At 42.0% G+C, this 15,000-nt stretch carries 13 protein-coding genes, 1 tRNA gene, 2 rRNA genes, 1 other RNA gene and 1 other annotated feature (2 of these 18 cut by a window edge); of the genes, 1 reads left to right on the top strand and 16 read right to left on the bottom strand.

Features of this window, described 5'->3' with window-relative positions; all coding sequences use genetic code 11:
- The 13 genes from WDJ61_RS00145 to guaB all read right to left on the bottom strand — a co-directional run.
- On the bottom strand, positions 1–138 hold the 5' portion of the coding sequence (locus WDJ61_RS00145; protein WP_338752472.1) for a pro-sigmaK processing inhibitor BofA family protein. The gene continues 126 nt to the left of window position 1, outside the view; only the first 138 of its 264 coding nucleotides appear in the window; its start codon is at positions 136–138; the stop codon falls past the left edge of the window.
- A gap of 59 nt (positions 139–197) precedes the next feature.
- A complete protein-coding gene (locus WDJ61_RS00140; RefSeq protein WP_338752470.1) occupies positions 198–416 on the bottom strand; it encodes a YaaL family protein in 219 nt (72 codons plus the stop codon).
- A gap of 13 nt (positions 417–429) precedes the next feature.
- Complete coding sequence (gene recR, locus WDJ61_RS00135; protein WP_338752468.1) at positions 430–1,026, bottom strand: recombination mediator RecR; 597 nt, start codon at positions 1,024–1,026, stop codon at positions 430–432.
- A 15-nt stretch (positions 1,027–1,041) separates the two neighbouring features.
- Entirely contained in the window at positions 1,042–1,356 is a 315-nt protein-coding gene (locus WDJ61_RS00130) for a YbaB/EbfC family nucleoid-associated protein (RefSeq protein ID WP_338752466.1), read from the bottom strand.
- 20 nt (positions 1,357–1,376) lie between these two features.
- A complete protein-coding gene (gene dnaX, locus WDJ61_RS00125) occupies positions 1,377–3,068 on the bottom strand; it encodes a DNA polymerase III subunit gamma/tau (RefSeq protein ID WP_338752464.1) in 1,692 nt (563 codons plus the stop codon).
- 355 nt (positions 3,069–3,423) lie between these two features.
- Positions 3,424–3,688: signal recognition particle sRNA large type (gene ffs, locus WDJ61_RS00120), an RNA gene on the bottom strand.
- A gap of 93 nt (positions 3,689–3,781) precedes the next feature.
- Complete coding sequence (gene tadA / locus WDJ61_RS00115; RefSeq protein WP_338752462.1) at positions 3,782–4,291, bottom strand: tRNA adenosine(34) deaminase TadA; 510 nt, start codon at positions 4,289–4,291, stop codon at positions 3,782–3,784.
- Between the two features lie 273 nt (positions 4,292–4,564).
- Positions 4,565–4,657, bottom strand: a tRNA-Ser gene (locus WDJ61_RS00110).
- 101 nt (positions 4,658–4,758) lie between these two features.
- Positions 4,759–6,036 (bottom strand): serine--tRNA ligase, encoded by a 1,278-nt coding sequence (gene serS, locus WDJ61_RS00105; protein ID WP_338752460.1) that lies wholly within the window; start codon positions 6,034–6,036, stop codon positions 4,759–4,761.
- 89 nt (positions 6,037–6,125) lie between these two features.
- Positions 6,126–6,335 (bottom strand) — a binding site (T-box leader).
- A gap of 114 nt (positions 6,336–6,449) precedes the next feature.
- Positions 6,450–7,037 carry a pyridoxal 5'-phosphate synthase glutaminase subunit PdxT gene (gene pdxT / locus WDJ61_RS00100; RefSeq protein ID WP_338752458.1) on the bottom strand — a complete coding sequence of 196 codons (588 nt, stop codon included), beginning with the start codon at positions 7,035–7,037 and terminating at the stop codon, positions 6,450–6,452.
- An 18-nt stretch (positions 7,038–7,055) separates the two neighbouring features.
- On the bottom strand, positions 7,056–7,937 hold the full coding sequence (gene pdxS / locus WDJ61_RS00095) for a pyridoxal 5'-phosphate synthase lyase subunit PdxS (protein WP_338752456.1): 882 nt from the start codon (positions 7,935–7,937) through the stop codon (positions 7,056–7,058).
- A 163-nt stretch (positions 7,938–8,100) separates the two neighbouring features.
- Positions 8,101–9,459: a D-alanyl-D-alanine carboxypeptidase family protein gene (locus tag WDJ61_RS00090; RefSeq protein ID WP_338752454.1), complete on the bottom strand. Its 1,359-nt coding sequence runs from the start codon at positions 9,457–9,459 to the stop codon at positions 8,101–8,103.
- 154 nt (positions 9,460–9,613) lie between these two features.
- Complete coding sequence (gene guaB / locus WDJ61_RS00085) at positions 9,614–11,077, bottom strand: IMP dehydrogenase (RefSeq protein WP_338752452.1); 1,464 nt, start codon at positions 11,075–11,077, stop codon at positions 9,614–9,616.
- A 107-nt stretch (positions 11,078–11,184) separates the two neighbouring features.
- Here guaB and WDJ61_RS00080 point away from each other — a divergent pair, with 107 nt between their 5' ends.
- Positions 11,185–11,928 carry a YaaC family protein gene (locus WDJ61_RS00080; RefSeq protein WP_338752450.1) on the top strand — a complete coding sequence of 248 codons (744 nt, stop codon included), beginning with the start codon at positions 11,185–11,187 and terminating at the stop codon, positions 11,926–11,928.
- Between the two features lie 113 nt (positions 11,929–12,041).
- Here WDJ61_RS00080 and WDJ61_RS00075 read toward each other — a convergent pair whose 3' ends face one another.
- The 3 genes from WDJ61_RS00075 to WDJ61_RS00065 form a co-directional block, all read right to left on the bottom strand.
- Positions 12,042–12,518: a glutathione peroxidase gene (locus WDJ61_RS00075; protein WP_338752448.1), complete on the bottom strand. Its 477-nt coding sequence runs from the start codon at positions 12,516–12,518 to the stop codon at positions 12,042–12,044.
- Between the two features lie 231 nt (positions 12,519–12,749).
- Positions 12,750–12,865, bottom strand: a 5S ribosomal RNA gene (gene rrf / locus WDJ61_RS00070).
- 66 nt (positions 12,866–12,931) lie between these two features.
- Positions 12,932–15,000: ribosomal RNA gene (locus WDJ61_RS00065) — 23S ribosomal RNA — on the bottom strand (it continues 864 nt past the right edge of the window).

The raw sequence follows: 15,000 nt of genomic DNA, 5'->3' as shown, positions 1-15,000 counted from the left end.
TAAGAACAGAAAAAAAGTACCCACGATCACTTTCACAAAGAGAATACCAGCTAACTGAGCCGGTTTCACTGGTGAAGATAGACTTGCCAGCAAACTGATTAAAAGAATAAAAACAACAATACTTCCAGCTATATACACATAAACCCTCTCCTATTCTTTAAATAAGGTTGTCCCTTAAATAAAGAATATGAGATTAGTTAATTTTTTATGCGAATGTTTCTTTTCCTGACTTCACGAAATAAAAAGAAATACTTCGCTTCATGGGTTTTCGTTTGAGCAACTAGTTCTTCGTTATGTTCAAAGCTAAGCCTTAATAATTCTCTATGTTTAAACCATTCCTGCTTGGATTGTTCTAGTAGTTGCATTAAGTTCTCGTCATTTGAGCTCTTCAACTTATTTTTTTTTCGAAAAAACATGAAGATCCCCTTCCTATACTTCTCTTCTACCTTCTAGCGCTTTAGAAAGTGTCACTTCATCCGCATATTCAAGATCTCCACCGACTGGTAAGCCATGAGCTATGCGAGTCACACGAATGCCTGATGGTTTTAACAAGCGAGAAATATACATCGCCGTCGCTTCCCCCTCAATGTTAGGGTTAGTAGCGAGAATCACTTCATGAATCGTTTCATCCTGTAGTCGTTTTAATAAATCGGGTATATTGATATCCTCAGGTCCGATTCCTTCCATAGGAGAGATAGCTCCTTGAAGAACATGATACAAACCATTAAATTCTTTCATCTTCTCCATAGCAATGACATCTTTTGGATCTTGAACGACACAGACTACACTGCGATCGCGGCGTTCATCCTCACAAATTGCACAAGGATCTTGGTCAGTAATATGCCCACAAACCGAGCAGTAGCCAAGGTCCCGTTTGGCATTGACAAGTGATTTTGCAAAATCCAACACATCTTCTTCTTTCATATCAAGAACAAAAAATGCCAGACGAGCGGCAGTTTTCGGCCCGATGCCTGGCAATTTCATAAAGCTATCGATCAGCTTTGTTATCGGTTCCGGATAATACATATGATCATACGCCTCCTAGAACGGAAGATTCATCCCTTTTGTAAATTGCCCCATTGTAGCGTTTGTTTCATCGTCTACCTTTTTCAGAGCATCGTTTGTAGCAGCAAGAACTAAATCTTGTAACATTTCCACGTCTTCAGGGTCAACGACTTCTTCTTTAATTTGTATGTCAAGTACTTGTTTTTGACCAGACATAACGACCGTTACCATTCCGCCACCAGCTGTTCCTTCAAACTGCTTTGTTGAAAGCTCCTCTTGTGCTTCCGCCATCTTCTTTTGCATTTTTTGCATTTGTTTCATCATGTTTTGCATATTTCCCATACCACGCATATTTTTCATCCTCCTAGTAATTAGTCTTTGATTTCGAGCAGCTCTTCTCCTACAAGCTTAAGTGCTTCGGAAATGAGAAGATCTTCTTCAGGCTGCTCCTCCTGTTCGTAACCATCTTCCTTTTGGGTCTTAATGAAATTTTGTCTAATGGATAACCAAGCATCCTCAGGAACACCAATCGGCTGATAAAGATTCCCTGTTAACTCTTGTAAAATAGAAGAGATAGAATCAATAAACACGTTGTTTTCAGTGGCCATCTGACAATGGATTTCATATTTGAATTTTAACACGAATGCATCAGGAGAGGCAGCTACAGGTTCTGCATCATTAAGTAACGCCGCTTGCGACCTCATTTGACGCTGATGAAGATAGTTTAACATATCTCCCCAACGACTTTTAATAAGTTGAACATCTTGCTTGGTTGCTCCAGCTAGCACTTTTTCAATTTTAGCCACCGGCGCCTTAAACGCTTTAGAAGAACGATTTGCCCGTTTAGAAGAAGACTGTGCCTCCACTTGAGCTACCGGTTGTGCTGGTTGACTACGAAGCTGTTGCAATTCTCGTTCAAGCGTTGCAATTCTTTCAAGTAATACATTCATTTCGGGTAAATTCGTCGCTTTTATTGATGCTTCCGTTTGACACATTTTCACTAAAGCGACTTCTAAATAAATTCGAGCGTGATTGCTAAACTTCATTTCTTGCTGAGTTTGATTTAACACATGAATATATTCATAAATTTTCTCTAACTCCATTTTTTGAGAAATGGAAGTGAAAACATCATCAATTAACACCCGTTCAAGCGATTCCTCAAGAGCAGGTGCGGTTTTATAAAGCAACATATCCCGAAAATACAAAACAAAATCCTCCGTAAATCGGGACGGATCTTTCCCTTGTAATAAAAGTTTCTCAAGAACCGCCAGTGCTTCAGGAGCATTTTTTTCATACACCGCTTCTGCTAGATGATTTAACATCTCTTGTCCGACAGCACCGGTCACCGTTAATGCATCTTCTTCTGTTAACATGTTTCCGCTGTAAGAGACTGCTTGATCAAGCAAACTAAGTGCATCACGCATGCCTCCTTCAGCCGCTCGAGCGATAATTGGAAGAACTTTCTCTTCATACTCGAGACCACTTTCTTTCATAATCAGTTCCATCCGACCAACAATTGCCTGTGAGGTAATTCGCTTGAAATCAAAACGTTGACATCTCGAAATAATCGTCAGCGGGATCTTATGAGGTTCCGTTGTAGCTAAAATAAAAATCACATGCTTTGGTGGTTCCTCTAATGTCTTTAATAAAGCGTTAAACGCTCCAATAGACAGCATATGAACCTCATCAATAATATAGACTTTATATTCAGCTACACTTGGTGCATATTTCACTTTATCGCGGATATCCCTGATCTCATCTACTCCATTATTCGAGGCCGCATCAATTTCAATGACGTCTTGGATAGAGCCATCCGTAATTCCTCGGCAAGCTGCACATTGATTACAAGGTTCGGCCGTTGGAGCCTGCTCACAGTTGACCGCTTTAGCTAAAATTTTCGCAGCACTCGTCTTCCCCGTCCCCCGTGGACCGGAAAATAAATAAGCATGCGAGATTTTTTGTTGAAGGAGGGCATTTTGCAATGTTTTGGTCACATGCTCTTGACCGACTACATCGATAAAATTTTGCGGTCTCCACACGCGATATAACGCCTGATAACTCATACTCCCCCTCCTTTTTCTCCAATCTTTATCTATTTCTATTATACCTTGTAAAAAAGAAAAGCGAAAGCAACCGCTTAGACTCTGTAGCTAGACAAAGCAGCTGTTTAGCGGCAGCGGCTGATTATTATCTCTAGGCGCCTAATTTCTCTCCAAAGGCGACTGATTTTTAGTGAACCGCGACTGTTTCAGCCCATCTCCCGACCAAACAAGCTCACTTTCCGACTGATTAACGATTCCATGAATAATATCTTACAAAGAAACGCCTACTTTTTTAAACAATGTTAGTAAAATTGAACGAGCCAAAAACAAAAAAACTCACCCTAAACGGATGAGTGTTCTTTATTGTATATAACTGCCGTGCACCTTCCTTCGACAGCCAACCATAAGCGTTACTTAAGCAGTTAGCTCGATCCAGGTTGCCCCGCGGCACATGAGAGAGTCCACTTAATGCTGCTTCCTTCCGGACCTGACATGGTTCATGGGTTCCCATTGCGCAGGACCCGGACGTCAACACCACTTACTTAAGGCAGACCCTACAGTATGACAGCCTCGGGAAGGGATTCAGTCTCGCTAGAGCGGATTGCGAGTACAGGGCACCGCTACCTCCCCACCTAGCACGGCAAAATTGATACCAATGTGTAAGGTGTCTGATCTTCAATTATCTGACACAAATAATAGTATACAGCTTTCAAGATAAAAAAGCAATAAGTAGTCTAGGAAAGAGCACTTCCTTTTTTCTCCTTATTTTTCTGCTTCTCTGCTTTCTTCCGCTCGCGCAGTTCTTTAAAAAAATCAGTTAAGATTTGTCCGCATTCTTCCTCAAGAACACCCGAAAGCACTTCACTTTGGTGGTTGAAGCGGCTATCCTCAAGCAAGTTCATCAACGTGCCCGCACAGCCTGCTTTTGGGTCCTTCGCTCCATAAACGACGCGTGCAATACGGGATAAAATAACGGCTCCACTACACATGGGACATGGCTCTAAAGTAACATAAAGCTCCGCTCCTTCAAGCCTCCAAGTACCAAGTTTTTCACACGCTTTCTCGATTGCCAACAACTCCGCATGAGTGACTGCATTTTGAGTCGTCTCTCGTAAATTATAAGCAGAAGCGATCACTTCTCCTTCGTGTACGATGATCGCTCCAATCGGCACCTCTCCCAATTCCCCCGCTTTTTTCGCTTCTTCAAGGGCCAGCTGCATATAGAATGTATCATTTTGTTCCATTTTGAATGCTCCTTCATAAAAAAATTGGCGTAAAAATAGAATTAGTGAAAAAGAAGGGTGTGATCATAAGGAGTAACCTGCCATCGTCCACTAGAGCGTCCTTATTATACAACAACTAAAGTCAAATCAAGAAGTTTACTAAAAAGCATTTACAAAGTTATTTTCTAACTGAACACTTCAACAAGATATCACCATTATATACAATAAAAAATCCACTGCCCATAAGCAGTGGATTTCAAAATCTCCAATTTATATGCGTTTGTTAATCAATAATGGCGGAGGAAGAGGGATTCGAACCCCCGCGCGGTTTAACCCGCCTGTCGGTTTTCAAGACCGATCCCTTCAGCCGGACTTGGGTATTCCTCCGTATCGACAAAACTTAATTTATCACATCGCTATTTAGTATGTCAATATCATTTTTTAAAAAAGACAGGAGAGAAATTTCATCTCTCCCGCTGCTTGATTCATTAGTTTGAAATCTTTTCTTTACCACCCATATATGGTCTTAACACTTCCGGAATCACTACACTGCCATCTTCCTGCTGGTAATTTTCCAAAATCGCAGCCACTGTTCGACCAATCGCCAAGCCAGATCCATTCAATGTATGCACATGTTCCGGCTTGCCATTTTTCTCGCGACGGAAACGAATATTCGCTCGACGTGCTTGGAACGCTTCAAAGTTACTACAAGAAGAAATTTCACGGTACGTTCCGTAGCTTGGAATCCACACTTCAATATCGTATTTTTTAGCAGCTGTGAAGCCTAAATCTGCTGTACACATGCTCATCACACGATATGGCAGTTTTAACAACTGCAATACTTTCTCTGCATGGCCCGTTAATTTTTCTAACTCTTCATAAGAATCTTCTGGCTTCACAAAGCGAACTAATTCGACTTTATTAAATTGATGCTGACGAATAAGACCACGTGTATCACGACCAGCAGAACCAGCTTCAGAACGGAAGCAAGCACTATATGCTGCATAAGCAACAGGCAACTCCTCAGCATCTAAAATTTCATCACGATGATAGTTCGTTACCGGTACTTCCGCCGTTGGAATAAGGAAGTAATCTTCTTCTTTAATTAAAAACGCATCTTCTTCAAACTTCGGCAATTGCCCTGTTCCTGTCATGCTCGTACGATTCACCATATAAGGTGGAAGCATTTCTTCATAGCCATGTTCCTCTGAATGAAGATCAAGCATAAAGCTAATTAAGGCACGCTCAAGCTTTGCACCCATTCCTTTGTAAAACACAAAGCGGCTACCTGTTACTTTTCCAGCACGCTCAAAATCAAGGATGCCTAAATCACCTGCTACATCCCAGTGAGGCTTCGCTTCAAAATCAAATTGCGGGATGTCTCCCCAGTTGCGCGCTTCCACGTTGTCATCTTCTGTTTCTCCAACAGGAACACTCTCATGAGGAATATTCGGGATCGTTAACAAAAGATCGTTCAACTCTTCTTCGACTTGTCTTAAGCTCTCATCTAATTCTTTAATACGGTCCCCTACTTCTCGCATTTCTGTAATTAAATGAGCTGCGTCTTGCTTTTCACGTTTTAATTGAGCGACTTGCTGAGAGACACTGTTTCTTTTACTTTTTAACTCCTCCGTCTCTACAAGCAGTTCACGACGCTTTTGATCAAGCTTCTCAAAATTATCAAAAGCAGATAAATCTTCACCGCGATGCTGCAAACGATTTTTCACTTCTGCAAAATGAGTACGTAAATATTTAATATCTAACATGTTTCTTCCTCCTTTTATTTTGCTAAGGGGTGCAAGCGGAACACCACCTTGATTACCTAATTTTTTGGACACAAAAAACTCGTCCCTAAAAAAGGGACGAGTTGAACCCGCGTTGCCACCCTAGTTGAAAGCAAATGCTTCCCACTCGAAAAAATAACGGTTTCTACCGTAAATGCCTACTTCAAACCTTCAGCATTTCACTCGAGGACGGATTCACAAGTGCCTTTCACCGATTCTCACCAACCATCGGCTCTCTGAAGAACGAACGTCTTGTTACTACTTCCTCTCATCGATTTACTATATTATTAACACTTACAATGTACTATATTCACAACCTCAGTGCAAGTGTCTCATTAAAACCTGATTCTAAAATAAAAAAAGCACGGAAAAGAATATCTCTCCCGCGCTCGTTTTTATACTTGTACTTTCTTTGCTTGCTCCACCATATCGACAAAATAACGAGTAATACTATGATCATCGGTCAGTTCTGGATGGAAGGAACAACCTAAAAAGTTTCTATCTTTAGCTGCGACAATTCGCCCGTCGCACTCAGCCAAAATTTCAGTTTCCGCTCCAACAGATACAATGTGCGGTGCACGGATAAAGACCGCTGTGTATGAATCGGAAACATCTTTAATGTCTAGATCTGCTTCAAAACTTTCTTTTTGGCGACCAAAAGAATTTCGCTCAACTGTAATATCCATCAAGCCGATATGCGGTTCGTCATAACCGACAATTTCCTTCGCTAACATAATCAAGCCAGCACAAGTACCAAACATCGGTTTTCCTTGACGACCAAACTCTCTAAGCGGCTCCATGAATCCGTATAGATCTACTAACCGGCGCATCGTTGTGCTTTCTCCGCCTGGAAGAATTAATCCGTCCAACGCTTCTAATTGCTCCACTTTCTTCACGACAACTGCTTCAGCACCTGACGCTTCAATCGAGCAGACATGTTCGCGAACCGCTCCTTGCAAACCTAATACTCCGATTTTCACCATGTTGTATCGCTCCTTTACTTACCAGCCGCGTTCTTGCATACGTTGATCAGGAGAAAGGGTAGAAATTTCGATTCCTTTCATTGCTGTACCAAGGTCTTTTGAAAGCTCAGCGATTAATTTGTAATCTTGATAATGCGTAGTTGCTTCTACAATCGCACGAGCAAATTTAGCTGGGTTGTCAGATTTGAAAATTCCAGAACCTACGAATACGCCATCTGCACCAAGCTGCATCATAAGAGCAGCATCCGCTGGTGTTGCTACGCCGCCTGCTGCAAAGTTAACAACAGGAAGGCGACCTTCGCGTTTAATTTGCATAAGAAGTTCAAATGGGGCACCAAGCAATTTCGCTTCTGTCATTAATTCATCTTCGTTCATATTAACGACCTTACGCACTTGCGCATTTACTTTACGAATATGGCGAACAGCTTCTACGATATTTCCTGTTCCTGGTTCACCTTTCGTTCTTAACATCGAAGCACCTTCACCGATACGACGAGCTGCTTCCCCAAGATCACGACATCCACAAACGAACGGAACAGTGAAATCGCTTTTTAATAGGTGATACTCTTCATCCGCTGGAGTTAATACTTCACTTTCATCGATGTAGTCAACGCCCATTGCTTCTAATACACGCGCTTCAACAATATGACCAATACGTGCTTTCGCCATTACTGGAATTGATACAGCATTCATTACTTCCTCAACGATACGAGGATCAGCCATACGTGATACGCCACCCGCTGCACGAATGTCAGAAGGAACACGCTCAAGTGCCATAACAGCTACCGCGCCTGCCTCCTCAGCAATTTTCGCTTGCTCTGCATTGATAACGTCCATAATAACGCCACCTTTTTGCATTTCTGCCATTCCACGTTTTACACGATCTGTACCTGTATTCATTCTAGTTTCCTCCCATGCCCTTTAAGTTCTATGTATTTTTCGTTAAAAATAAAATCACGATTAAAAAATGAATTTTGAAATTAATCTAAACATTTTATTTTTTCCTTGAGTATTAATAAACACGAAAAATCACCTTCTGTCAAGATCAGAAGGTGATTTTTTATTAAAACCAACCAGTTACCATATCAACTAACCCGCTCCAAGCCCCGGAGAAGAAGCTTCCGATCGCTCTCATAGATAAAACAAACCAATTTGCTTTTTCTACTGTTTCCTTCACTACAACAGGAGAGTTTGCTTGTTTTTCCTCTTCTGCAGTCAAGTATTTCACAGGTTCGCCCTTCTCAGGGATAGCGGATAAAAACCCAACCACTTCACCCTTTTTCACTGGTGCTTCGAGTTGATTTTCTTCATTTAAAACCGAACTTTTATATTCGATATAAGGTTTATATTTCGTGTTTTCCCCTTTTTTCACATTAAGGACTAGAGGAGTTTCTGTTTGAACCGCCACTTGTTTCGATTTTCCTTTAGGAACATCTACTGCTTCTTGCCCTTTTACTTGATATCCCTTCTTGAAGATCTCTTTTTGTTCAAATTGATCAAACCCATAATCAAGCAATTTCTTCGTTTCTACAAATCGTGCCTCTGGGCTACTTTTCCCTGATTCATCTTTGGCATTCATAACAACCGAGATCAACTGTCTGCCGTCACGTTCAGCTGTTCCAGTGAAGCAAGAACCCGCAAAGTCTGTTGTACCTGTTTTTAATCCTGTCATTCCTTCATAACCGAACAATAAAGAAGGTAACATCCAATTCCAATTGGACATTTTGATTTCATCGGTTGTCCCTTCACGGAAGCTTTTCTTCGGAATGCTAGCCGTTTCTAATACTTCTGGATAGTCTTCTAGTAATTCAAAAGCCAGCTTAGCTGTTGCTCTTGCTGATAACACATTTTCATCCTCAGGGGTACCTGACTTTGGATGCATTCCTTTTAAATCGCTGTTGGAAAGACCAGATGCATTCACAAATTTATAATCTTTTAAACCAAGTTCCTTTGCTTTTTTATTCATCAATTTAACGAATTCAGTTTCAGAACCAGCTACCACTTCCGCAATGGCAATAGCAGCTCCATTCGCAGAATAAATCGTCATCGCTTCATACAATTCCCGAACATTATATGTTTCTCCTAAACGAAGAGGAACATTGGATAAGCTACGATCTTGAGAAATTTTATACGCATATTCACTGACTGTGTATTGCTGGTCCCAAGTGACTTTCTTCTCATTTATTGCTTCAAGCAATAAATATTCCGTCATCATTTTCGTCATACTAGCAATTCCTAATAATTGATCTGGATTTTGTTCAAATAGTATTTGACCAGTCTCCCCATCTATTAAAATAGCAGCACTAGCATTCACTTTCATGTTCTCTTCTGCTTGAACTGTTTGTGTTGGTAACCATAGACTAGCGACTAATATCAAACTTAGTAGCATAGCCACATACTGATTAAACTTTTTACTCCTCACTGATAAGCCCTCCATCTTTTATTTTGCTTTCGTTATTGTAACACAAATAACTTTTATAAATACATACGAGAATGTTCGGATGTATTTCCATTTAAATGAAAAAAAGACTGTATAAAGAGAGCATTTCTCTTTATATAGTCTTTTGTTTGTTTCATTATAAAGAATAGTTCGGCGATTCTTTCGTAATTTGCACATCATGAGGATGGCTTTCTCTTAAGCCTGCACCTGTCATGCGAATGAACTGGCCATTTTCACGAAGTTCAGTAATACCCTTCGTTCCACAGTAGCCCATACCTGCACGTAAGCCACCAACTAGTTGATATAAAGTATCGGAAATTGGTCCTTTATAAGGAATACGTCCTTCAATACCTTCAGGAACAAATTTCTTTGCATCTTCTTGGAAATAGCGGTCTTTTGATCCTTTTTCCATCGCCCCAACAGAACCCATGCCACGGTATACTTTAAAACGTCTACCTTGGTAAATTTCTGTTTCTCCAGGGCTTTCTGATGTACCTGCTAGCAAGCTTCCAAGCATAACGGCATGTCCACCTGCTGCAAGAGCTTTTACGATGTCTCCTGAATATTTAATCCCGCCATCAGCAATAATTGCTTTTCCATGCTTGCGAGCCTCTGTTGCACAATCATAAACAGCTGTAATTTGAGGCACACCTACACCTGCTACTACACGAGTCGTACAAATAGAGCCAGGTCCAATTCCTACTTTCACCACGTCTGCGCCTGCTTCAATTAGAGCTTTCGTTGCTTCAGCTGTTGCTACGTTGCCTGCAATGATGTTTAACTCAGGATAAGCCGCACGGATTTCCTTCACCGTCTCAATAACACCTCTTGAATGACCATGAGCTGTATCTACGACAATAACATCTACATGCGCTTTGACAAGCATTTCAATGCGTTTCATTGTATCGGTCGTTACACCAACTGCTGCACCAACTAAGAGACGTCCTTGGCTATCTTTCGCTGAGTTAGGAAACTCAATTACTTTTTCAATATCTTTAATCGTAATCAAGCCTTGTAACACGCCTTGACTATCGACTAGTGGGAGCTTTTCAATTTTATACTTTTGAAGAATTTTTTCTGCGTCTTCTAATGTTGTTCCAACTGGAGCAGTAACAAGGTTCTCCTTTGTCATTACATCATTAATTGGAATCGAATAATCTTGAATAAAGCGAAGATCACGGTTTGTTAAAATACCGACAAGCTTTTGTTCGTCTTCATTATTTACAATTGGAACACCAGAGATACGGTATTTTCCCATTAAATGCTCAGCATCAAAAACTTGATGATCTGGAGTTAAAAAGAAAGGATCCGTAATAACGCCACTTTCTGAACGTTTTACTTTGTCCACTTGCTCAGCTTGCTGCTCAATGCTCATATTTTTATGAATAATCCCAAGACCACCTTGACGTGCCATTCCAATCGCCATATCCGCTTCCGTTACAGTATCCATTCCAGCACTAATCATCGGAATGTTTAATTTCAATGTCTCAGTAAGCGTCGTTTGTAAGCTTACATCCTTTGGAAGAATATCAGATTTAGCAGGCACTAACAGTACATCATCAAAAGTTAAGCCTTCCTTTGAAAACTTATTTTCCCACATTTTTTAAGCCTCCTAGTCGAAAATATTATTAGTAGGTTATCAATTGGGTAAAATACTGTCAAGACATGTATGATATGTTAGACTTTTTAGAAAATTCGGAGGTTTCTATGTTTCATTTTCAAGAAGACCCTTTACTCTCTTATTACAGTGTACCAAGAGCCAAATCTTTCTTACAGACTAGCTATAAAACAAACGATATTAAACAAGCAGAACAATATGCTTATGATAACTGTTACCGCTTTATTTACTGTTTGGAGCACGGAGAACTCTTTTTAAAACAGGCCCAACAATCTCCTATCGCCGTTCAACCTGTGCTTGCATTTTATGGATTAAGTCACTTATTGAAAGCATGTTTGATTACCGTAGATCCCTGTTATCCAGCTTCAGTACAGGTTCTTGCTCACGGACTGTCTTCTCGAAAAAAGAAAAAACAAAATTACTATTTTTTTCAAGATGAAGTCAAAGTTCAACGACATGGTCTCTTCATTCATTTTAGTGAAAAAATGTTTCATATAACACATATAGAAGGAACAAAATTAAATATGAAAACTTTGCTTAAACAAATTCCTGAGCTATCTTGCTTTTTCCATCAGCATAATGAATGCTCTCCTTTCCTTACATTAGAAAAAAAAGAAGAGAACTCCCTTCCTTCGGAATTAATGATTTATTATGCACTGCTCTATAACTTAAGCATGATCGCTCGTTACGAAACAGAATGGTGGTACGAATTACTCAAATTAATGCCTGGTGAAGAATATCCTTTTATCAAACAATTTTTAACTATTTCTATTCATAAAACACCTTTATTAATTGAAGACTATTTACGAACGAAAAATAAGACTGATCCGTAAGCACCAAGCTAGACTTAGATTTCTCACCTATCATATAGTACGGACTCTAAAAGAATTCTACTATAACATATCAAGGACAAACCTAGTGGTTACTATTGAATCAGTCTCAATGTTTATAAAAGCTTCTGAATGTCACCTTCCATTTTAGAAGGGCTTGTTTGCGGGGCGTAGCGACCAATCACTTCCCCTTCTCTGTTCACTAAAAACTTAGTGAAGTTCCATTTAATGCTTCCAGTCAATAATCCCGATTGTTTTTCCGTCAAAAATTGAAATAAAGGATTCGCATTGGAACCTTTTACTTCTGTTTTCGCAAACATCGGGAAAGATACACCATAGTTCACTTTGCAAAACTCCATAATTTGATCATTTTCAACAAACTCTTGATTCATAAACTGATCACTGGGAAAACCTAACACTTCCAACCCTTGTTCTTTATACTTTTCATAAAGTGCTTGCAGTTCTGTAAATTGAGGGGTAAAACCGCATTTACTAGCAGTGTTCACAATCAATAATACTTGTCCTTTATAATTAGATAGAGAAACCGATTCACCATTTATTTTTTTTACTTGAATCTCATAGATAGAATCCATCATACGCTCCTCCTCTTGTGTTCAGATCATTCTTTTTCCATTGTATCTTGTTACTACCATAAATGGCAAAAAGGAAGCGTTAGATGAGTTGATAGGACGCTCTGATCGATTGCTTAGCATACGCACTAGGGCCATAGAATTAAAAGCTATATTTTGCAAAGCCAGCCTCAGCTGTACATCTATAATTATCTAAACGAAAAAAGAACAGCCTGAGCTGTCCTTTTTGTTAGTGCCTGGCAACGTCCTACTCTCACAGGGGGAAACCCCCAACTACCATCGGCGCTGAAGAGCTTAACTTCCGTGTTCGGTATGGGAACGGGTGTGACCTCTTCGCTATCGCCACCAGACTATGAAGTTTGAAAGAATTGTTCTTTCAAAACTGGATAATAAGTATTGTAACCGTACAAATCGCCTAGGAAAAGTCCTCGATCGATTAGTATTCGTCAGCTCCACGTGTCGCCACGCTTCCACCTCGAACCTATCTACCTGATCATCTTTCAGGGATCTTACTAGCTTGCGCTATGGGAAATCTCATCTTGAGGGGGGCTTCATGCTTAGATGCTTTCAGCACTTATCCCGTCCGCACATAGCTACCCAGCGATGCCTTTGGCAAGACAACTGGTACACCAGCGGTGCGTCCATCCCGGTCCTCTCGTACTAAGGACAGCTCCTCTCAAATTTCCTGCGCCCGCGACGGATAGGGACCGAACTGTCTCACGACGTTCTGAACCCAGCTCGCGTACCGCTTTAATGGGCGAACAGCCCAACCCTTGGGACCGACTACAGCCCCAGGATGCGATGAGCCGACATCGAGGTGCCAAACCTCCCCGTCGATGTGGACTCTTGGGGGAGATAAGCCTGTTATCCCCGGGGTAGCTTTTATCCGTTGAGCGATGGCCCTTCCATGCGGAACCACCGGATCACTAAGCCCGACTTTCGTCCCTGCTCGACTTGTAGGTCTCGCAGTCAAGCTCCCTTGTGCCTTTACACTCTGCGAATGATTTCCAACCATTCTGAGGGAACCTTTGGGCGCCTCCGTTACTTTTTAGGAGGCGACCGCCCCAGTCAAACTGCCCGCCTGACACTGTCTCCCACCCCGATCAGGGGTGCGGGTTAGAAGTTCAACACAGCCAGGGTAGTATCCCACCAACGCCTCCACGTAAGCTGGCGCTCACGCTTCAAAGGCTCCTACCTATCCTGTACAAGCTGTGCCAAAATTCAATATCAGGCTACAGTAAAGCTCCACGGGGTCTTTCCGTCCTGTCGCGGGTAACCTGCATCTTCACAGGTACTATAATTTCACCGAGTCTCTCGTTGAGACAGTGCCCAGATCGTTACGCCTTTCGTGCGGGTCGGAACTTACCCGACAAGGAATTTCGCTACCTTAGGACCGTTATAGTTACGGCCGCCGTTTACTGGGGCTTCGGTTCACACCTTCGCTATTGCTAAGCGCTCCCCTTAACCTTCCAGCACCGGGCAGGCGTCAGCCCCTATACTTCGCCTTGCGGCTTCGCAGAGACCTGTGTTTTTGCTAAACAGTCGCCTGGGCCTATTCACTGCGGCTCCTCGGGGCTATTCACCCCAAAGAGCACCCCTTCTCCCGAAGTTACGGGGTCATTTTGCCGAGTTCCTTAACGAGAGTTCACTCGCTCACCTTAGGATTCTCTCCTCGCCTACCTGTGTCGGTTTGCGGTACGGGCACCTTTTACCTCGCTAGAGGCTTTTCTTGGCAGTGTGGAATCAGGAACTTCGGTACTATATTTCCCTCGCCGTCACAGCTCCGCCTTGATGATGACGGGATTTGCCTCGTCATCGGCCTAACTGCTTGGACGCGCATTTCCATTCGCGCGCTTACCCTATCCTCCTGCGTCCCCCCATTGCTCAAATGGTAAATAGGTGGTACAGGAATATCAACCTGTTATCCATCGCCTACGCCTATCGGCCTCGGCTTAGGTCCCGACTAACCCTGAGAGGACGAGCCTTCCTCAGGAAACCTTAGGCATTCGGTGGAAGGGATTCTCACCCTTCTTTCGCTACTCATACCGGCATTCTCACTTCTAAGCGCTCCACTAGTCCTTACGGTCTAGCTTCACCGCCCTTAGAACGCTCTCCTACCACTGACATCAAAGATGTCAATCCACAGCTTCGGTGATACGTTTAGCCCCGGTACATTTTCGGCGCAGAGTCACTCGACCAGTGAGCTATTACGCACTCTTTAAATGGTGGCTGCTTCTAAGCCAACATCCTGGTTGTCTAAGCAACTCCACATCCTTTTCCACTTAACGTATACTTTGGGACCTTAGCTGGTGGTCTGGGCTGTTTCCCTCTTGACTACGGATCTTATCACTCGCAGTCTGACTCCCAAGGATAAGTCTTTGGCATTCGGAGTTTGTCTGAATTCGGTAACCCGATGGGGGCCCCTAGTCCAAACAGTGCTCTACCTCCAAGACTCTTCCCTTGAGGCTAGCCCTAAAGCTATTTC

The organism is Bacillus sp. FJAT-52991 (genome assembly GCF_037201805.1).
Classification (GTDB): domain Bacteria; phylum Bacillota; class Bacilli; order Bacillales; family Domibacillaceae; genus Bacillus_CE; species Bacillus_CE kandeliae.
The sequence above is the reverse complement of the archived record's forward strand: the minus strand, read 5'-3'. Positions and strand labels throughout refer to the sequence as shown.